Raw genomic sequence first — 19058 nt, 5'->3', positions numbered from 1 at the left:
ATTAGAGCACGTGAGAGCGCGTACTTAACGCAGGATTGGACTGCGCGGGCAAATAGCCCCTTGGGGTATCAGGAGGAGCTTCGGCAGCGGCTCTTGCTATTCAGCTGCTGGCGCCGCCGGTTGATCCGAGGTGAATTCAGGTTCAGCTTATTTTTCTTGCTCCTTGCCCTCCCGCGCTTTCCTCTCTTTTGCATATTTCTCGGACATCTTGCGCCATTGATTCAGTTGCCGAAAATAAGTCCGCTTGACGCTGACCTCCGATAGCGGCTGGATGCCACGAATCGGACTGACGGGAGGGACGCGACGTTCGCTCATGATGCCTGGCTCCTGCTGTGGTCTGTTTGTTCGCAATATCCCGCTCCCGGGGAAATTGCACATACCCGGTTGAATATTGTCATCACTGGGCCTCAGGCATCAAGCCATGTTCCACCATCGCCCGGCGCGCCTCCTCTTCGCCCAGCAGCGTCAAAAACGCCCGCCCGGCCGCTCCTGACGAAGACCGCGCGTCCACCGCCCCCACATACACTGTGTAGTTCTGAATGGCCGCCGGCAACGGCCCCACCAGCTTTGCACCCTTGACCTGCAGGATCTCGCTCTGCTGATGCAGTGCCAGCACGGCGCTTCCATCCACCAGTTTTTCCGCCACCAGACCGCCAGGCACAAGCACTTCCTTGGCATGCATCTGCGCTGCGATGCCAAGTTGTTCAAACAATCTCTCCAGATAGATCCCGCTGGACCCTCCCGCCTTCGGATCGATCATTGCCACCGAAGGCGCGTCCAGCAACGCTTTCCTGAATTGCGCCACGGTGGCAATGGCAGGCGAGGGCGCGCCTTGCTTGACCGCCACCGCAATCCCCACGCGCGCAATTGCGCGCTCGCTGGTCAGGTTCAGGTAGCCGTCCTTGCCCAAGCCGCGCAGGACACCTTCCGGTGCCACCACCACGTCGACCGTTTCACCGGATCGCACCCGTTTGTCCACCACGCCACCGGTGGCATTGTCGACCTTCACATGAATTCCGCTGCGCCGTTCGAAATCGGCCGCTACCGTGCGCACGATGGGCGCAATCGCGCCGGCGGCCAGCACGCGGAGTTCGTCCGCAGAAGCGGGCAGGGCAACAAGGGAGGAGATAAGCGAAAAGCTCGCAGCGAAGAAAAGCGAAAGACGAGACGCACGCACGTTGACTCCAGGCGATGGAAGACAGGGGGAAGGGAATGTGGCGGCAGAACGGAAAGGACGTCGGCTCTGATTATACGACGCATGCAGACGCTGCGTTTGCGCCCAGTGGGCGCGTAAAAAACAATCACCTTGAATTGATTAGCGGCGACAGAACGACGACCGTCTAGCCCTCATCACCGTCCGCGTTCAACGCAGCGACCGAGATGCCTTTGCCTCATCCCAATCCCCAAACGCCCGCGACCGCCTGCCCGCATCCACCAGGCAAGCCTTGACCACCTTCAACACCAGCAGTCCCACCGCAAACAGCACCACCATCAAGCCCGCCAGCATCGCCGCGTCGCTCCACGTTGGCCAGCCCGGCGCGCGCCAGGGAAACCGCAGCTGCCGCGCCTGGGTCGATTGCATCACCGCAAAGCCCAGCCACCCCAGCATCGGTCCAAAGGGCAGCACGGTGCGCCAGACCAGCATCACGGGTCCGCAGAACACCAGCCAGTAAGTAAATATACCCAGCGGCAACACCCCATGGCGCAAGGCGCTCATCGCCATCGACAGCGAATCCACACCTTGATCCTTGGCCAGTCCCGCATCCGACAGGCCCGCCAGGAAAACGCAGACGATCAATGTCGCCAGCATCGCCGATTTACGTGGCGACTCGGGCAGGCCGCGCCGCTCGCGTAGCAGCAGGTGCGCAAAGCAGCCGCCGCACAGCAGCGCCGTCAACACCGACGTGCAGGCGGCATAGGTCGGCAGCGAACGCGCCATCAACGTGATGGCCAGCAAGCTGAAGCCAGCTGCGGCCAGGCAGGCCGCCATCCCTAGCCGCACACCCCGGTGGATAGGTAGCAAATGGGCGTGCTCGCTCATGGCAGACGACCTGGGAAGGAAAAGGGCGGGCACCAGCGGCATGGAGAGGCTCCTCGTCGCCACATCGCGGCAGAAAATGCAGGCAGGGAAGTCAAGACAGGCATTGGCCAAATTCTAATGCGCGCATCCCCAAATGAAACCAGTCCGATTGGACTGAAATGCCGCTGCAAGATGTAAATTACCGGCCGCGGCCAACGGACGTTGCGTGGGCCCAGTCCATATGGACTGCTTCAATTCCACGCACGCCTCACTTATAATTTTTTGCCCCATTTTTTTATGGAATGGGCTGAGGCTCTCCGCCTCATCGATACCGGTCGGCATGGGGGCATGCCGGTTTTCGCTCCGAATTCTTTGGAACTCTCATCGTCTATGTTGTTGCTCACCGGCAGTACCGGATTCATCGGGGGAGCGCTGGCCGCTCGTCTCATCAATACGCCGCGCTGGGAGCGCTCGCTGTTCCTGGTGCGTTCGGCCAATCGCGACGAGGGCCGCACGCGCCTGGCGTCCAACCTGCGCCTGCACGGCGTGAGCGAGCAGGACCTGGCGCGCCTCTCGCCGGACCAGATCATCTGCGGCGACCTCACCGGTGTGGAGCGCTGGATCGATGATCCACGCTTGCTGCAGGTCAACGATGTGGTGAACTCGGCCGCCCTGGCTTCTTTCGGCACCCATCGCTCCATCTTCCCCACCAACGTCGATGGCGTGCTTGCCATGGCGCACGGCCTCTGTCGCGGGCGCAAGCTGCGCCGCTTCATCCAGATCGGCACCGGCATGTCGTGCGGCCGCAATGCGCCACGCCCGGTGTCGGAAGATTATTCCCCCGGTGATGATGTCGAGCACTACCTCGATTACACCGCCAGCAAGTACGAGGCCGAACAGCGCCTGCGCACCGAATTGCCGGAGCTGCCGCTGGTCGTGGCGCGCCCCTCCATCGTGGTCGGCCATACCGAGCTGGGATGTGCCGCCTCCGGCAGCATCTACTGGGTATTCCGCCTGGCGCGCGCCCTGCAGGCTTTCCCCTGCGAACTGGATCAGAAGATCGACGTGATTCCGGTGGACTATTGCGCCGAGGCATTGCACCTGCTGCTGGATAAATCGACGCTCAAATACTCGGCCTACAACATCTCTTCCGGCCCGAGCCATTCCTGCACGTTCGGCCAGATCGATGAAGCCATCAGCGTGGGTAGCGGTGAGCGCCCGATGTCCCGTTATCGCCAGACCCATTACGAAAGCTTCCTGCAGATGCAGGACCGCTTCAAGGACCTCATCGGTCCCTGCAACAAGCGCATCGTCTTGAAGGCGATCCGTGCGTATGGCTATTTTGCGGCGGAAGAAGTGCTGTTCGACAATGCGCGCCTGATCGAGGAAGGCATGCCTCCGCCCCAGCCGCTCACCGATTACGTGACCCTGTGCGAACGCACCAGCAAGGACATCCTCATCGCGCAGCAGATGAAGTACGACTACAAGACCTGAGCTAGGGATTCAGGTCATCGCATTGCAGGCAAGGTTCAGGGCGCATCAAGCAGGATCTCGATGCGCTCCTTGCCGCGTCCCGTGTTCTTGCGTTTGAGCCGCAGCGCTCCCACCTCGGCCGTCGTGCGAGGGTGCGTACCGCCGCAGGCCATGCGCGCAAATCCTTCCACTTCCCAATAACGCCGCCCGGCGGCCTCATCGCTGAACGCGGTGACGATAGGCAAGCCCGCAGCCACCAGCTCCTGCGCCGCTGCTTCGATGGCCGGGAAGAGGGGCGCCAGGCTGGTGTCGCTGGCGAAGTCCACGCGCGCCTTGTCGATGGCGATATGTGCGCCGATGCGTTCGATCCCCGGCCGCATCTGGTAGACCAGCTGCAATACCATCTCGGCGGCGAAGTGCAGGCGCATCAGGCGATAGCGGCGGGCCCAGTCGATCTGCAGGTGGACGGCATCACCAACCTGCAGGCCATGCCCTGCGGGTAGCGTGTAGACGATGGTCTGGTCGCGCTTCTCCGCCTGCAGAACGGGATGACCACCGAGTGTGCCGGCGTCGCTCTCCTGGCCGCCGGAGAAAGCGAAGAAGATGGTCTGTGCCACCTGCACCTGGTCGCCGTCGACGGCGGTGATGATGGTGTCGAGTTCGGTCTGGTAGGGCGCGGACCAGAAATTTTTGTGCGTCATGATGTGCCGATAACAGGAGAAAACAGGACAGGACGAAGCGAAATAATTTGTGGAGATGCGACGTCGGTAAGGTCCCCTCCGCTGAACCCGGCGCGCGGTCCCCAGTCTACAGGCTGTTGCATCCTCGGACAGCCTAACAAAGGAGACCTCCCCATGTCGTTGCACGAAGATTATATCTTCCCGCTGCAGGCGCATCTGGCGCAGCCAGACTGGCCTGCGTTGGAGCATATGCTGCTCGCGCAGGGCTTCATCATTCCGCCGCGCGGCGAGGGCGTGCCCGGTCCTGCGCTGCAGGAATTGCTTCATCTTTTATGCAGAGCACTCGACTGCGGATTTCAATGGAAGGAGAATATTCGCACCACGGGCGATGTCTTGCGTTGCTATGTGGAATCGGGCGACCTGCCTGCAGATTTCCCTGCGCCTGATGATCTGACTATGGCCGAGACCGTGGCGCTGCTGGCCGAGCATGGCATCGTTATCAAAGACCCGTACGAGGAAAAAGCAGTCACATGGTCTAGTCCCATGTATAGCTTCGGTCCGGCGACACTGGCGCTGCTGAGTGCCGACTGCATGTCCGAGTACAAACGCGAGAGGCACAGATTCAGCCTGTGCCTGGAAGCCTGCGATGGTGTCAATCCCATGGTGCGTGTGGGTGAGAACCTGGAAATCCCCCGAGTGCCGGGCAGCAAGGAGCCGTTGAAGGAGATGCACCCCTTTGGTTCGCATGTCGATTTTCTTAGCGCTTCCTGGGAAGACCCTGCAGTGCAATGGCAGGACGAACGATCCGGTCGCAGCTATCGTATCCTGGAACTGGACTGGCAATACAGCATGGCCCTGGGATTCCGGATGGTGCGTTTGAAGGGCTTCGACCAGGACAGCACCCTGCGCCTGGCGTCTGTGGTGGCCGAACTGGCCGGTGAACCCATGGGGGCCAGTCATTTGTGGTTGTGAGTTCTTCCCGAGGCTGCAGCCTTCTTGAATGTCTTCATGCCGTCTGCGGCCTGTCGTCCAGCAACGCTTCAATCGCCACAGTGTCCACCTCATCGCGCTGCGCCGGCCGCAGCAGTTCGTCCGCATAAGTCCGCCACAAGCCACTGCGCAGGAAGTAGCGGAACAGTTCGGTATCCAGGTGCTGCTCGCGGCACATCCTGGCCATGATGCGCAGTGATTCCGACAAGGTCTTGGCCGGCTTGTACGGCCGGTCTGCTGCGGTGAGCGCCTCGAACACATCGGCCAGAGCCATCACCCTGTCCTGCACGGGCAGCTCCGATGCGCGCAGGCGGCGCGGATAGCCGGTGCCATCCATTTTCTCGTGGTGATTGGCGGCGGTGTCGGGCACGCTCTTGAGCGACTCCGGCCACGGCAGTCGCTTCAACATCACCAGGGTTTGCACGATGTGATTGTTGATGGCGAAGCGGTCTTCCTCGGTCAGCGTGCCGCGCCGCACGGTCAGGTTGTGCAGCTCCCCCATGTTCTGCCGGTATTGCGGCAACTGCATGTCGAAGCCCAGCACATTGCGCGGGTCCCCGCGTTCGACCGCAGGGCGATGCTCATCGTCCCAGGCGACCTTGTGTTCCGGGCGGTCGGCCAGCAACTGTTCGGTGTGCGGCAGCGTCATGTCGGGCTCCCCGGCACGGGCAGCCTGCAGGCGCCGGCTTTCTTCATCGGCCAGGCCCAGGCTGTCATCGAAGTGACGCTGCCAGGTCTGCGTGGCGATCTGGCGCAGGCGGGCGATGGCTTCGTCCGACATCGCTTCGCCACCGACATTGCATTGTGCAACGAATGCGAAGTCCTCACGCAGCTGGTGGCGGCGGGCTTCCAGGCGGGCACGCAGGTGCTCCGCCTGCTCAGGCGGCAAGCTGATGTGCAAGTCACGCAGCAGCTCCAGTTCGGCGTCGCGCCACAGCACTTCAAAGCGCATGCGTACTTCATGGATGCGGTTATGGATCACTTCGAGCTTGGTGGCCTTGTCGACGATGTGCTCGGGGCTGGTGACCTTGCCGCAGTCATGCAGCAGCGCGGCCAATTGGAAGGCATAGCGCTCGTCTTCGTTCAGGGTGAAGTCCGCATAGGGCCCCGCGCGCTCCTGCGCCAGGCTTTCCACCAGCATGATGGCCAGGTGCGGTACGCGCTCGCAATGGCCGCCGGTATAAGGACTCTTGGCATCGATGGCGTCGGCCATCAACCGGATCAGGGATTCCAGCAGCGCCTTCTGCGCGGCGATCAGCTGGCGCGTTTCGATGGCCACGGCCAGCATGCCCGAGAGCCGCCGTGCAAAGGCGAGGAAGCGTGGATCCTCGTGCGCGCTGTCATGCGCATGCATCAGCACCAGCACACCCTCCAGCGAACCGTTGCGCCCGCGCAGGTCCAGTTCCACGCGCAGGCGGCCGTCTTCGGTATCGCGCGCGGCATCGGTGGTGCTGCCCTGTTCGTCATAGGGCATGGTGTCGGCCAGGCCGCACTGCTGGCCGTAAGCCGCCGCGCGCTGCATCACGCGCTGTTCGCGCTGCCACAGGTAGACCGCGCCGCCATCGCAGCGCGTGGCCTGCACGAATTTTTCCAGCACTTGCTGCAGCATTTCCTCGACATGGGTTTCGGTACTCAGGATGGCGCTGATGTCGAGGAAGGCTTCCACCGTCAGGCTGACATGATCGACCATGTCGGTGAGCATGTTGACTTCGCGCAGCGTGCTGCGGCCCCGGCGCTGGGTGCGGAAATCAAAGCGCGACATGCGGCCGGCCTGCAGCGCCAGGCGCTCCATGCTGCGACCGATGGCGCGCCCGGCCCACCAGCCCAGCGGCAGGAAGGCCAGCACCAGCAACAAGGCCACCAGCACCATGGTCTTGCGGTTGCGGTCGAGCTGGCCCAGCAGTTCGTCGCCAGGCGCGGCGATGAGGAGCTTGAGGGCATGGCCGTCGATGACGTTGAAGGGCAGGGACAAGCCCAGCCATTCGCGCCCGTCCACGCTGTAGAGCGCGCTCGATTCGCCGGTGCGCGCACGCTCGGACAATTGCGACAGGCTCGGCACATCCAGCTCATCCAGGCTGCGGAAGCGGAAGCTCTCCCCGTCCTGCTCCAGCACGCGCGCCATGTCGCTGTAGGCGATGACCTTGCGCTGCTCGTCCACCAGCGCCAGTTCGCTGTGCGGCGTCAGGCGCAGGTTGCCCAGGCTGGCCGCGAGGTCATCGAGCGTCATGTCGATGGCCACCACGGCATCGCTGTTGCGGGCGCGCTGCGAGAGGCTGATGCCGATCTGGCGCGTGGTGAAGAAGACATAGGGCGCAGAAATCGCAGGCACCAGCGAACGGTCCGCCGTGGCATACCAGGGGCGGGTACGCGGATCGAAGCGGTAGCCCGGTTCGTCGCGCCGGGACAGCAGCTTCAGTTCGCCGTCGTAGAACCGGTATTGGCCGTGCTGCGCACCGGCACCATCGCGCAGGATGCTTTGTACCAGGAAGGCGGCATTGGCCGGAGCAGTGAAGAAGTCGCGCTGCTCGGCGCCGCGCAGCGAACGCACCAGCAGGAAGTCGCCATTGGGATAGCCCACATAGACGGCCGACACCAGCGGATTGGCGACCATGTCGACGGAGAAGGCAGCGATGCGCGCAAGGCGGTCATCGAGGCCGGTCGCTTGCGTGATGGGATCGAAGGCCAGCTGGCGCAGGGTGGCCACGGCAGGATCGATGATGCGGCGTGACCGCTCGGTCATGATGCGGCCGGCGTCTTCGGCCGAGCGCTCGGCCATGTCCAGCAGCACCTGGCGTGCACCCCACCAGCCGACCGACACCAGCACCGCCGCCAGCAGGATCATGCCGGCCATCACCAGGCCGGAAATGCCGAAGCGTACCGGCAAGCCAGGTACGTTGGCGTCGTCGTCGGACGGATCAAACAAAGGGCGTTCGGGAAGGGGCATTGGGCTCGCTGCGACCGGGTGACCTGCAACAGGACCCGCGATGCCACCGGCGCCGCCTACCACGGCGCACAACGGGACGCGGCCTCTTTTTTGTTCGAGCCAATATACCGGAATTACGTGGGACCGGCAAAAACCGGTCAAGTAGATTGGCCGGCTGTCGGTCAGTTGGGTGCATGCGTGCGTGGCCAGCCCTGGTGCTGCCTGGCAAGACAACGCGTGGCCCGCCAGCAGGGCGGGCTGCGCGGTGATGGCAACGGAAAAACCACACATTTGTCAATAGATGCAGGCATTGTGTGGCAAGTGGTGTACAATAAGCGCTGTACTTGCATCAAGTTGTATTCTTGTTGGTTCCAATTCCGCCTGACTGTCGTTCCCTCCTCGGTCGTTCTGTTTTCTTTCCTTCGGTTTCAGTTCTTGGTTTCAAGTGCCTTCCAGGCATGTGCCTTCATTCGTCCAAACTTTCCAAAGGAAACAAACATGAGCAGTCAAACCGGCGTAGTCAAATGGTTCAACGATGCCAAGGGCTTCGGCTTCATCACTCCTGATGCCGGCGGCGCCGACGTCTTCGCGCACTTCCAGGACATCCAGTCCAACGGCTTCCGCAGCCTGTCGGAAAACCAGCGCGTGTCCTTCGACCGCGGTGTCGGCCCCAAGGGTGAAAAGGCCACCAACATCAAGGTCATCTAAGACCGCGATATTCGCGCAAGCGAAGCAGAACATCCTCGCTGCCCGCGCCTGAACGCCTCCGGAATTCCATACGCTCCAGGGGCCAGGCCGGCAGACTCCGCAGTCCTTTCATGTCGGCGCGATTTTTTCGCAGGCTCTCACCTGGCAGATAGCCAGGGAGGGCCGGTTCCGAAGGAAGGGACAGCGCAGGGCGCCGCCCCTGCCAGAGACTCAGCTGTGGCCGTGCAGATAGCGCGGGCAGGTGAACTTTGACGGCAGGGACGCGTCAGTCACGGCGCAAGCCGTGTAGCAAATAGTTAATTAATCGCTCGTAGAGCGTGACACCGGCCCGCACCAACGGCGGCTTCCGGACCACAACACGAACGATTGAGTCCAGCACCGGCCAGATAGGCCGGGCGGGACACTCTTGCAGCACCTGGCAGATCGCCAGGGTCATGAGGGAATCAAGCGTTAATCAATGAACGGCCCATCTGGTTTCAGATGGGCTTTTTGCGTTCTGGAACCGGCTAAACGATATAAATGATTTAGTCCGCTTGCACCTGCGCGCCATTCAGCAGGCGTAAAGCCTGCGCCACCACCGCCTCCGGCGTGATGCCGAAATGCCGGTACAGCACATCAGCTGGTCCCGATACACCGAAGCCCGCCATGCCGACGAAGCCACGCCGACATCGCCAGTTTCTCCGGCATGGCCCGCAATGACCTGGCCGGCAAGGGTTTGCAGATCGTCGATGCCGACAAGGATTCCTTCAAGCAGGCGCTGGCCCAGGCCAACTTCTACAACGACATGCGCGCCAAGTTCGGCGAGGAGGCCTGGAAGCTGCTCGAGGCCAGCGTCGGTGCGCTGGGCTGACGCGCTCGGACGCCACAGCGCTGGCGCAACATCGAATGCGCAAAACAGAAAAGGCCGGAGCAAGTTTTGCTCCGGCCTATTGCGTGTGCTACAGGGTAAAAGATCAGCGCGGACCACCACCATGTCCGCCGTCGCCCCAGCCCCCGCGCGCGCCGCCACCGCCCGGTCCCGGTCCGCAGAACCAGGGTGCGCAGACACAGCCACCCAGCATGGTCAGCAGAAGTGCTGCGGCCAGCAGCGTGGTCAGTCGTTTCATGGTCAACCTCATGCAAAGAAATGGAAAGAGATGCACTGAGGCAGCATTGAACTACGCCAGCCTGCCAAGCGCAGTCAGGCAATTGCAACAAAAAGTGTTGCTGCCGCACGCGCGCCTTGGACTCAGTCAAATCCGCGCACGCGCTCCTTGTCCATGCGCGGCAACTCCCAATGGAAGCGGATCGCCAGCAGGCGCACCGCAAAGCCCAGCAGCAGCGAAGCGAGCGTGGCGATACGGCCATCGATCTGCCAGTGCAGGATCAGGACGTACATCGTGCCCGTCAGCAGGGACACGCTGGCATAGATTTCACGCCGCAGGACCAGCGGAATCTCGTTGCAGAGCACATCGCGCAGCAGTCCACCGAAAACGCCGGTGACCATGCCCAGCATCACCACGATGGCCGGATGGAAGTTGTCGAAGCTGCGCGCGATGTCGCAGCCGATAATGGTAAAGGCCACCAAGCCCAGCGCATCGACCACCAGGAATGCAGACTTGAAATGATGCAGGGCACGCGCGGCCACCGCTGCGACGATGGCCGCGCAGATGGTGAAGGCCAGATATTCCGGATGGGCTACCCAGCCCAGCGGATAGTGGCCGATCAGGATGTCGCGCACGGTTCCGCCACCCAGTGCCGCCACCGTCCCGATGAGGCAGATGCCGAAAATATCCATGTCCTTGCGGATGCCCATGAGCGCGCCCGAAATGGCTTCGGCGCAGATGGCGATGAGGTAGATGGTATGCAGCAGCATGGCAGGGTCCGGGCTGGGCGGTAGTGGCGAAGCCCGGATTATTGCATGGCGCGTACCCGACACCATGCTGCGGCACACCAGGTCAGGCTGTGGTATCGATGATGTTGCCGATGGCCTTCACGCCCGAACTCACGCTGTCGGCCACCGAGTGCGCGGCCGAGGAAACGGCATCGACCGTGGTGTCGTAGGCGCTTTCAATTTCGTCACCGACTTCGGAGGCCACGTTCTTGATCGGCTGGATGATGGTGTTGTAGAAGCTGCTGTTGCCGGAGGAGACCGAAGACACGCTCATGTGAAACTCCCTTGTAGTGGTAGGCAGCCGGCATCCCCCTCTGCTGAGGAGGATGCGGACAGGAGTTCATCATAGGCAAGCGCGCCACCCGTGCAAAGATGCTGGCACCTGCGCAACGGGTAAAGAAATGCAATGCCTTGTAAAGCGGTGTAGGCGCACATATGGGCGGCCACGCCGCACCTTCTTACCGGGCCAATGCCAGCGCTGTTTCCTTCTGGTGTGTGGCGCTGATCGCTGTGGCCGAAGCAGGCGAGCGCGGGCCGCCATGGGTGATCTTGAACACCGACATGGCCTGGCTCAGTTTGATCGACTGGTCGCGCAGGTTCTCGGCAGCGGCGGCGGCCTGTTCCACCAGCGCCGCATTCTGCTGGGTGGTTTCGTCGATGGCGTTGACGGCCTGGTTCAACTGTTCGATGCCGCCGCTCTGCTCGTTGCTGGCGACCGTGATTTCGGCCATGGTCACCGCCATGTTTTCCACCGCGCCACCGAGGTCGCCCATGGCTTGTGCGGTTTCCCGCACCAGCTGGTTGCCGCTCTCGACTTTCGCACGCGAGTCGTCGATGAGGCCCTTGATGTCCTTGGCGGCAGCCGCCGAGCGTTGGGCCAGCGTACGCACTTCCGAGGCCACCACGGCAAAGCCGCGTCCCTGCTCGCCGGCACGCGCGGCTTCCACCGCGGCGTTGAGCGCCAGGATGTTGGTCTGGAAGGAGATGCCGTCGATCAGCCCGATGATGTCCACGATCTTGTGCGAAGCTGCATCGATTTCTTCCATGGTCTTGCCCATGCGCTTGACCGACTGGCTACCGCGTTGCGCGATGGCCGAGGCCGATTGCGCCTGGCGGTCGGCGTTGGCCGCCGAGTCGGCATTCTGGCGTACGGTGGCAGCGAACTGCTCCACGCTGGAGGCCGTCTCTTCCAGCGCCGAGGCTTGCGATTCGGTGCGGCCGGACAGGTCCATGTTGCCGCTGGCGATCTCGCCGGTGGAGATGGTCATCGATTCGACGTTGCGGCGCACGTCGCCGATGATGGCGCGCAGGTTCACGTTCAGTTGCTGCAGGGCTTGCAGCAGCAAGCCCATGTCACCGCGCGCATTGGTATCGATATGCAGGTCAAGGTCGCCGCCGGCCAGGCCATGGACGGACTTGATGGCACGCTGCAAGGGCGCCACGATGCTCGCATGCAGCACCGCCCACGATCCCAGCAGCAGGGCGGCACCAGCGAGGGTGCCCAGCCATACTGCATAGGGGCTGCCCCCGGCCGATTGCACGGCACTGCCGGCCACCGTCCCCCCGAGGATGAACATGAGCGTGAGTGCACTCATCATCCACCCCAGCCGCTTGGCCACCGGGAGATCGCGCAGGCCTTGCAGCCAGCCCATCAAGCCGGTCCGCGCCACTGCGCCGCGACGGATGCGCAGGCCGCGCGCCTGCCCGGCGACGAAGGTGCGATAGGCGCTGTCGGCCGCCTGTACCTGTTCCCGCGAGGGGCGCGTGCGCACCGACATGTAGCCGACCGCGCGGCCGTTCTCGCGCACCGGCGTGACGTTGGCCTGGACCCAGTAGTAGTCGCCGTTCTTGCAGCGGTTCTTGACCAGGCCGTTCCAGGGCAGGCCTTCCTTCAGCGTGGCCCACATGTCGGCGAAGGCCTCGCGCGGCATCTCGGGATGGCGCACGATGTTCTGCGGGGCCCCGATCAGTTCGGCTTCGTCGAAACCGCTGATTTCCACGAAGTAAGGATTGACGTAGGTGATGTTGCCCTGCAGGTCAGTCTTGGAAACGATGGACTTGCCATCCTCCAGCAGCCGTTCGGTGGTGGTGATCGGTAGATTCGTGCGCATCCTGGTCCCCCATTGCCCTGACCGTTGCTGACCTTGCGAGGTCACGGTCCTGCCTCTGTTGTAGAAAGCCGCCGCGCTTCGTCCCCCGGGCGTGGCGACCCCGTTTTCATGCCGGGCCGCTTGCAGCCTGGCGTGCAATTGCGAGTCGGTGTCATGGCGTTCCATGGCATTTCCGCAGGAGATGCACGACGCGAGCCTGTATCCGGCTTGGGCGGCGCGACACGGAAACCACGATGACCAGAATCTAAACGCTGTACTTCGCTTTCAATCGGTCAAAAAGGCGGGGCTTTCCACGGGTGAACCGGAAACAGGTCCGGCATTCCTGCCGGGCGGGGCAGGGGCGATGATGGAGGGAAATTGTTTCCGCCCATCATCGGCCCGGCAATACCGTGGACGCTTATTGGCGGGGCTGTACCTGGAACAGCACGCCTTGGGGTACCAGTTCTACCGAGAGCAATTGGTCGGCCACGACCTCGGTCATGCGCTGGCCGGGGTTGTCCAGGGCGACCGTGGTGAGGCGGGTAATGAGGGGCAGCAGCTTGTCCTCGCTGCCGGAGATGAAACTGCGCGCGGCACTGGAGGCGCAGATCAGGAATTCGTCACGGGCACCGGGGACCTTGTTGGTCATCATCACGCCCACGTTGCGCAGTTCGCCCTTCTTGTTGAGCGTGCCGATGAGCGTGGTCTGGGCCGGGCCGACCTGGGTGTCGAGCACGTATTCATATTTGCCCGGATGCAGGCGCGACGGGTCCAGCATGTAGAGGTGGGCCATGTGCTCGGGCTCTTCCACTTTCATGTCCTTGAGCACGTCGGCCAGCCGATTGTTGAAGCGATCGGCGAACTGCTTGGGGGTGAGGCCCAGCGTGGTCTGCGCCGCTTCGTGGGCCGCCAGTTCCTGGTCGATGTGGCGGTCACAGCCGGCGGCCAACAAGGAAGTGGCCAGCAGGGTGCAGGACAAGAGACGCAGCGGGGATCGTAAAAGTGTCAGCATGTTCGTCAGAATGTCGCGTGTTTCGCTACATTGTGCATCATTTACGGGGCGCTTGGACCTGTCGCAGATCAAGCGTGGAGGCCGGTTTGTGTGTGTTGGTGATAAAGTACCTTGCCGACAACAAGGCAATACGACAACATCCGAACCGACGCCAAGCCATGACAGCTTCCCCTTCCGGCCAGCCCCCAGTCGCCGTCCAGTCCGATCTGCACGAACTGCGTGAGATCATCCGCCACTTCTCCAGCGAGCGCGACTGGCTGCGGTTCCATACGCCCAAGAATCTCGCCATGGCCCTCTCGGTGGAGGTGGCCGAGCTGGTGGAGCACTTCCAGTGGCTGCCTACCGGCGCCGATCATGAGCTCGACGATGCCGCCCGCGAAGGCATCCGCCATGAGATGGCCGATGTGCTGGTCTACCTGATCCAGCTGGCCGACCACACCGGCGTGGACCTGCGCAGCGCCGTCCTGGAAAAGATGGAACTGAACCGCCGCAAGTACCCGGTCGAACTGGCCCGGGGCAACGCGCGCAAATACAGCGCCCTGGCCGGTTCCGCCGCCGATGCAGACGCAGACGCCGGGTCCGGCGACCGCTGACGCAGGCCTCATCCTTGCTTGTCCTCCTCACACGTTCGCTGCCCGGAGCCTGCCGTGACCAACTGGAATGACGGTTACGTCGTCGACATCGCCTACACCTATGGCTACTACCCCGGCATGAATCCGGCGCGCCTGCCGCTGGCCTTTGCCTTCCACGGCCTGCAGGCGCCGGCCATCCAGACCGCCTGCGAACTGGGTTTCGGGCAGGGCCTGTCGACCAACTTTCACGCGGCAGCGTCCACCACGCGCTGGTGGGGCAATGATTTCAATCCACTGCAGGCGGCCTTTGCCCAGGAACTGGCGGCTGCCAGTGGCAGTGGCGCGCAGCTGGAGGATTCCAGCTTCTCGCATTTCTGCCGGCGTGACGACCTGCCCGATTTCGATTTCATCGCCCTGCATGGCATCTGGAGCTGGGTCTCCGAAGACAACCGCCAGATCATCCTCGATTTCATTGATCGCAAGCTCAAGCCCGGCGGCGTGCTCTACCTGAGCTACAACACCCAGCCAGGCTGGTCGGCCTTCATGCCGCTGCGCGACCTGCTGGTGCAGCACACGCAACTGGCCGGCAACGAGGAGCGCGGCCTGCCTACCGCCGCCCGCATCGAAGCCGCGCTGGCCTTTGCCACGCGTCTCTTCGAGACCGATCCGGTGTATGCGCAGGCCAACCCCTTCATGCGTGATCGCCTCAAGATGCTGCTGCAACAGCCCCGCAGCTACCTCGCGCACGAATACTTCAACCGTGACTGGCATGCCGAGCCCTTCGCCGAGATCCATCGCCGCTTCTCGCAAGCGGGCCTGCAGTTCGCCTGCCCGGCGCACTACATCGACCATCTCGACATGGCCAACTTCACGCCCGCGCAGCGCCAGTACCTGGCCGAGATCGAGGACCCGGTGCTGTACCAGAGCACGCGCGACTTCATGGTCAACCAGACATTCCGGCGCGACTACTGGGTACGCGGCGGCCAGGTGCTCGATGAGCGCCAGCGCGTGCAGGCCCTGGCGCTGCAAAGCGTGGTGCTGTTGACCGAACCGGACAAGGTGCCGCTGACAATCCAGAACGTGGCCTCCGAAATCACGCTCAACCGCCTCATCTATGAGCCCATCCTGCAAGCCCTCTCGGACTACCAGCCGCACACGCTGGTGGACCTGGCGGCCTCGCTGGCACATCGCAACCTGAACCTGTCGCAGGTGATCGACTCGGCCCTGATGCTCATCGGTACCGGCCACGCCGCCCCGCTGCCGCCCGAGCCCGATGCCGCCACCTTCGCCCAGATCGCCGGCCGCACCGCCGACCTCAATGCCTACCTGCTGCAACTCGCGGCCATGGTGCTGCCGGACAGCCAGGAGGGCGACATCAGCCACCTGGCCAGTCCCCTGACCGGGGGCGGGGTGAAGGTGGAGCGGGTGGAGCAGTTGTTCCTGCTGGCGCGCGAGATCTGCGGCGACGATGTGGAAGCCTGGCCGGCCCAGGCCTGGCAGCATATTGCCGCCCAGGGCAAGCGGCTGGTGCGCGATGGCGTGCGCCTGGAAGGGGAGGCCGAGAACCTGGCCGAACTGGCGACCCAGGCACGGCTCTTCGCGCGCACCCGGCTGCCCTTGCTGCGGGCCTTGCAGGTTGCCTGAACCTGCTGCGCTGCGCCACGGATGAGCTTGCAGTGCATGATTTTTGGGGAATCCTCACGCCCGGCCTGACAGCCGCGTGACAGCGCCCTGACAAGGCAGCGGGATCGCACTGCCTGGCTGCAATCGCGTTGCATCGCAGCGCACTAGCCTGTAGCATTTCGCGTGGCCGTATTGCCGGCCATCACTGCCGTGCCTCTCTTTAAGGAAAGTCGGTCTCCAGCTTATGCCCCTGTCTCGTCAACTCCAAACGCGCCTGACCGTGTCCGGCACCGCTGCCGCGCTCCTCACCGCCGTCGTGCTCACCGCCATGGCCCTCAATGGCAGCACGCAGGGCCTGGTCATGGCCGCCGTGGTGCTGGTGCTGTTGTCGGCCTTGCTGTCCTGGCTGCTGGCCCGGCAATGGCTGCAACCGCTCGCGGCAGTGGAGGCAGGCATGCAGCAACTGCAGGAAGAACACAAGCAGCTCGTGGAGCAGCGCGACGACGCCCGCACGCACCTGGAAGAAATGGAAAAGACGCTGGCCCGCGTCGGCCTGGAAGATGCACTCACGGGCCTGGCCAATCGCCGCCAGTTCGAGCGCGGCCTGCTGGAAGAATTCAACCGTGCCGCGCGCACCAACCTGTCGCTGGCCATCATCATGATCGACATCGATCTCTTCGATGAGTACAACGCCAGCTATGGCCGCATGGCCGGTGACAAGGTCTTGCGCCGTGTCGGCAGCGCCATCCGCGATACCAACGTGCGTCCGGAAGACCTGCTCTCGCGCTTCGGTACCCAGGAGATCGCCGTGCTGCTGCCCGGCTCGCGCCTGGACGGCGCGCTGATCGTGGCCGAACGCATCCGCAAGTCGATCGAGCAGCTCAACATCGAACACAGCGCCAGCCCGACCGGGCGCGTGACCATCAGCATCGGCATCGCGGCAGTTGCCCCGCAGCGCCAGGTCGACGAACCCGAGACCGTACTGCGCGAATCGGAACAGGCCCTGGCCCTGGCCAAGGCTTCCGGCCGCGATTGCATCCGCACCGCCGAGGACCTCAAGCAGGCCTGAGCCGCTGTCCCCCCAACGCAGTGCTGCAACGACAAATGCCGCCCGGTGCTCACCCACCGCGCGGCATTTTTCATGGTTCTACAGGTCGCTGCCGGACTCAGGGTTGCTCGGGCCCCGGCACGAGGAACTTGGACTTGGCGCAATACATCTTGGCGTTGGTATCGTTGTAGACGATCTTGCTGCCGGCCTGCGATTGCCGCACCGGATAGGCCGAGTCGTCCTCGGGCGTGAAGCGGATGCCCAGCGCGCCCTTGATGGCATCGGTCAGCTTGACCGGGGTGGTATTGAAATAGGCACTGATGAAATCGGCCTGGCTGTTGCTGTCATTGACCAGGAAATCGGTGGCCTGCATGCCCCACAGCGAGACATTGGTGGCCTTGAACCAGTAGGCTCCGCCCTCGGTCTTGTAGGGCGGCCCGAAGGCAGCCACCAGGTAATCGTAGAAATACTTGCTGTTGAGCTGGTTCAGGCACAGCAAGGCATTGCCGACCTCGATGCCAAAACTGGGTTGCGGCGCGGCCTGCGCAGCGGGTGCGGCGGCCACGGCACCGGCCAGCGTCAGCACCAGCGCGCGCAGGCGCGGGCGCAGGCGAGTGCACAGGCGAAATGCGATCTTCAAACGGACTCCCGGAAATTGCCTCTTGGCATGTTATCGGTACGGCACGCGGGGCGGGCCGGGGAGTCGATTGTAGGGGGGATTTGGGATTTTTTCCAAACAGCAGTCTTTTTTGCCGCCCGGCGGGAGGCCCTAGCGCTTGCCGCGCAACACCCGGTCGCCGCGCGCCGAGCGGCCTTCCTGCGGCGCTGCGCTGGCGGCCAGGTGTCCCAGGCCATCGAGGAAGGACGCGATGCCGGTGCCCTTGACCAGGACGCAAGGTTTGCCCAGCTTCTTGCAGGTGCTCTTGACCAGGTGATAGGCGTTGTGGCTGATGTTGCCGGAGGCGCAGATGACGATATCAGCCGCTGCCAGCATGGGCGTGAGCCGGTGCAGGTTGTCTTCGCGGCCGCCGTCGTGATGCAGGAAGCGCCCGGCGCGGGTTTCGATCTCGGCCCGGTAGTGATTGCGCGCGCCGGTCAGGCCGCCTACGCAGAGCACACAGCGGTCGCCAAGCGACAAGGCGATGGGGGCAGCCGTGGAGGCGGAAGCGGAGGCAGCAGCACGCATGGGGGGACTCGCAGGAAGTGAGTGACGGTCCCAGCCTAACTGCTGTCTTGCCGCTTGCGAACGAATCAATCCGCAGCAGCATATGCGCTTTGCGTTGGCGCCAGCCGGGTGCGGATCAGGCCGCAGGCGGCACGGCGGCGCCCGGCGGCGTGGCCGGGATCGCCGAGGTTTGTTGTGCGCGCACCTGGCGCTGCATGGCCCGCACGAAGTCCGGCAGGCGGCGACCATTGCGGTCCGGATAATGGCCGTGTTCGCTCATCTGGCGGACACGGTCCAGGCGGAAGGAACGGAAATCGTCACGGGTTTCGCACCAGGCGGCCAGCAGCCAGGTGCCGCCGAAGAAGGCCAGCGCCAGTGGCCACACCACGCGCTGGCTGCTGCGCTGCTGGGCATCGGTGTAGTGCAGCAGCAGCTTGTGGCGGCTGTTGATGGCCTGGCGGATGGCTTCCAGCCGTTCGCCCTGGCCGCAGTCGTCCTGCATGGCGGGGGCAAAGAGCGGTGTGGCCTCGACGAAATCACGCTTTTCCTTGGGCAGGGCCAGCACTACCTTGGCCAGTGCCGAAGCCGCCGAGGCACCCAATTGCGGGCCGCCCCAGGCCTGCACCATGCGCATGCCGATCACCAGCGCATCGATTTCATCGGCATTGAACATCAGCGGCGGCAGGTCATAGCCGGGCTTGATGCGGTAGCCGACCCCGGCTTCGCCATCCACCGGCACGCCCGACAGCGACAGGTCGCGGATGTCGCGATAGACCGTGCGTTCCGATACCGACAGCCATTGCGCCAGCTGGCGCGCCGTGGTGAGACGGCGTCCGCGCAGGTACTGGGTGATCTGGAACAGGCGATCGGCTCGACGCATG

At 63.5% G+C, this 19058-nt stretch carries 21 protein-coding genes and 1 pseudogene; 7 read left to right on the top strand and 15 right to left on the bottom strand.

All coding sequences use genetic code 11. The features are described from left to right. Positions 1-147: 147 nt before the first annotated feature. From CEJ45_RS24955 to CEJ45_RS18505, 3 genes are all read right to left on the bottom strand, one after another. Positions 148-315, bottom strand: coding sequence for a hypothetical protein (locus CEJ45_RS24955; protein ID WP_167386315.1), 168 nt, complete (start codon positions 313-315; stop codon positions 148-150). An 82-nt stretch (positions 316-397) separates the two neighbouring features. Further along, a complete protein-coding gene (locus CEJ45_RS18510) occupies positions 398-1177 on the bottom strand; it encodes a molybdate ABC transporter substrate-binding protein (RefSeq protein ID WP_241517375.1) in 780 nt (259 codons plus the stop codon). A 186-nt stretch (positions 1178-1363) separates the two neighbouring features. After that, on the bottom strand, positions 1364-2041 hold the full coding sequence (locus CEJ45_RS18505; protein WP_141107022.1) for a hypothetical protein: 678 nt from the start codon (positions 2039-2041) through the stop codon (positions 1364-1366). A 369-nt stretch (positions 2042-2410) separates the two neighbouring features. On the opposite strand from CEJ45_RS18505, the gene CEJ45_RS18495 reads away from it, so the two are divergent. Further along, positions 2411-3514, top strand: coding sequence for an SDR family oxidoreductase (locus CEJ45_RS18495; protein ID WP_158214930.1), 1104 nt, complete (start codon positions 2411-2413; stop codon positions 3512-3514). Positions 3515-3549: 35 nt separating this feature from the next. Here the strand turns inward: CEJ45_RS18495 and CEJ45_RS18490 are convergent, their stop codons facing one another. Next, complete coding sequence (locus CEJ45_RS18490; RefSeq protein WP_088756498.1) at positions 3550-4194, bottom strand: alanyl-tRNA editing protein; 645 nt, start codon at positions 4192-4194, stop codon at positions 3550-3552. A 153-nt stretch (positions 4195-4347) separates the two neighbouring features. Between CEJ45_RS18490 and CEJ45_RS18485 the strand changes: the two genes are divergently transcribed. Continuing rightward, positions 4348-5145, top strand: a complete 798-nt coding sequence (locus CEJ45_RS18485) for a thioredoxin domain-containing protein (protein WP_088756497.1) — start codon at positions 4348-4350, stop codon at positions 5143-5145. 34 nt (positions 5146-5179) lie between these two features. Here CEJ45_RS18485 and CEJ45_RS18480 read toward each other — a convergent pair whose 3' ends face one another. Next, entirely contained in the window at positions 5180-8107 is a 2928-nt protein-coding gene (locus CEJ45_RS18480) for an HD domain-containing phosphohydrolase (protein ID WP_088756496.1), read from the bottom strand. Between the two features lie 477 nt (positions 8108-8584). On the opposite strand from CEJ45_RS18480, the gene CEJ45_RS18475 reads away from it, so the two are divergent. Beyond that, the gene (locus tag CEJ45_RS18475; RefSeq protein WP_088756495.1) at positions 8585-8794 is read left to right on the top strand and encodes a cold-shock protein; all 210 of its coding nucleotides are present in this window, start codon (positions 8585-8587) and stop codon (positions 8792-8794) included. Between the two features lie 265 nt (positions 8795-9059). Here the strand turns inward: CEJ45_RS18475 and CEJ45_RS24840 are convergent, their stop codons facing one another. Beyond that, on the bottom strand, positions 9060-9230 hold the full coding sequence (locus CEJ45_RS24840; protein ID WP_158214929.1) for a hypothetical protein: 171 nt from the start codon (positions 9228-9230) through the stop codon (positions 9060-9062). A gap of 88 nt (positions 9231-9318) precedes the next feature. Continuing rightward, complete coding sequence (locus tag CEJ45_RS25300) at positions 9319-9441, bottom strand: hypothetical protein (protein WP_277622431.1); 123 nt, start codon at positions 9439-9441, stop codon at positions 9319-9321. 14 nt (positions 9442-9455) lie between these two features. Between CEJ45_RS25300 and CEJ45_RS18470 the strand changes: the two are divergent. Next, positions 9456-9644 (top strand): annotated as a pseudogene (locus tag CEJ45_RS18470) (TRAP transporter substrate-binding protein); the annotation flags it as partial. Positions 9645-9747: 103 nt separating this feature from the next. Here the strand turns inward: CEJ45_RS18470 and CEJ45_RS24950 are convergent. The 5 genes from CEJ45_RS24950 to CEJ45_RS18450 form a co-directional block, all read right to left on the bottom strand. Continuing rightward, positions 9748-9900: a hypothetical protein gene (locus tag CEJ45_RS24950; protein ID WP_167386314.1), complete on the bottom strand. Its 153-nt coding sequence runs from the start codon at positions 9898-9900 to the stop codon at positions 9748-9750. A gap of 122 nt (positions 9901-10022) precedes the next feature. Further along, a complete protein-coding gene (locus tag CEJ45_RS18465; protein WP_088756494.1) occupies positions 10023-10649 on the bottom strand; it encodes a trimeric intracellular cation channel family protein in 627 nt (208 codons plus the stop codon). Between the two features lie 82 nt (positions 10650-10731). Further along, positions 10732-10941, bottom strand: coding sequence for a protamine P1 domain containing protein (locus tag CEJ45_RS18460; protein ID WP_088756493.1), 210 nt, complete (start codon positions 10939-10941; stop codon positions 10732-10734). Positions 10942-11125: 184 nt separating this feature from the next. Beyond that, positions 11126-12778 carry a methyl-accepting chemotaxis protein gene (locus CEJ45_RS18455; protein ID WP_088756492.1) on the bottom strand — a complete coding sequence of 551 codons (1653 nt, stop codon included), beginning with the start codon at positions 12776-12778 and terminating at the stop codon, positions 11126-11128. 397 nt (positions 12779-13175) lie between these two features. Continuing rightward, positions 13176-13769 (bottom strand): attG domain containing protein, encoded by a 594-nt coding sequence (locus CEJ45_RS18450; protein WP_088756491.1) that lies wholly within the window; start codon positions 13767-13769, stop codon positions 13176-13178. Positions 13770-13927: 158 nt separating this feature from the next. Between CEJ45_RS18450 and CEJ45_RS18445 the strand changes: the two genes are divergently transcribed. The 3 genes from CEJ45_RS18445 to CEJ45_RS18435 all read left to right on the top strand — a co-directional run bounded on the left by CEJ45_RS18445 (position 13928) and on the right by CEJ45_RS18435 (position 17033). Further along, positions 13928-14362 carry a nucleotide pyrophosphohydrolase gene (locus tag CEJ45_RS18445; protein ID WP_088756490.1) on the top strand — a complete coding sequence of 145 codons (435 nt, stop codon included), beginning with the start codon at positions 13928-13930 and terminating at the stop codon, positions 14360-14362. Between the two features lie 54 nt (positions 14363-14416). Beyond that, complete coding sequence (locus CEJ45_RS18440) at positions 14417-15985, top strand: methyltransferase regulatory domain-containing protein (protein WP_088756489.1); 1569 nt, start codon at positions 14417-14419, stop codon at positions 15983-15985. A gap of 259 nt (positions 15986-16244) precedes the next feature. Then, positions 16245-17033: a GGDEF domain-containing protein gene (locus CEJ45_RS18435; protein WP_241517374.1), complete on the top strand. Its 789-nt coding sequence runs from the start codon at positions 16245-16247 to the stop codon at positions 17031-17033. Between the two features lie 97 nt (positions 17034-17130). Here the strand turns inward: CEJ45_RS18435 and CEJ45_RS18430 are convergent, their stop codons facing one another. From CEJ45_RS18430 to CEJ45_RS18420, 3 genes are all read right to left on the bottom strand, one after another. Next, on the bottom strand, positions 17131-17652 hold the full coding sequence (locus tag CEJ45_RS18430; protein ID WP_088756487.1) for a hypothetical protein: 522 nt from the start codon (positions 17650-17652) through the stop codon (positions 17131-17133). Between the two features lie 129 nt (positions 17653-17781). Continuing rightward, on the bottom strand, positions 17782-18198 hold the full coding sequence (locus tag CEJ45_RS18425) for a DUF2325 domain-containing protein (RefSeq protein WP_088756486.1): 417 nt from the start codon (positions 18196-18198) through the stop codon (positions 17782-17784). A 115-nt stretch (positions 18199-18313) separates the two neighbouring features. Then, complete coding sequence (locus CEJ45_RS18420; RefSeq protein WP_088756485.1) at positions 18314-19057, bottom strand: helix-turn-helix transcriptional regulator; 744 nt, start codon at positions 19055-19057, stop codon at positions 18314-18316. Position 19058 lies beyond the last annotated feature (1 nt).

This window comes from Herbaspirillum aquaticum, assembly GCF_002213425.1.
In the GTDB taxonomy this organism is placed as follows: Bacteria; Pseudomonadota; Gammaproteobacteria; order Burkholderiales; family Burkholderiaceae_D; genus Herbaspirillum; species Herbaspirillum aquaticum.
Note: the sequence above shows the minus strand (reverse complement) of the source record. Positions and strands in the feature narration are given on the sequence as shown.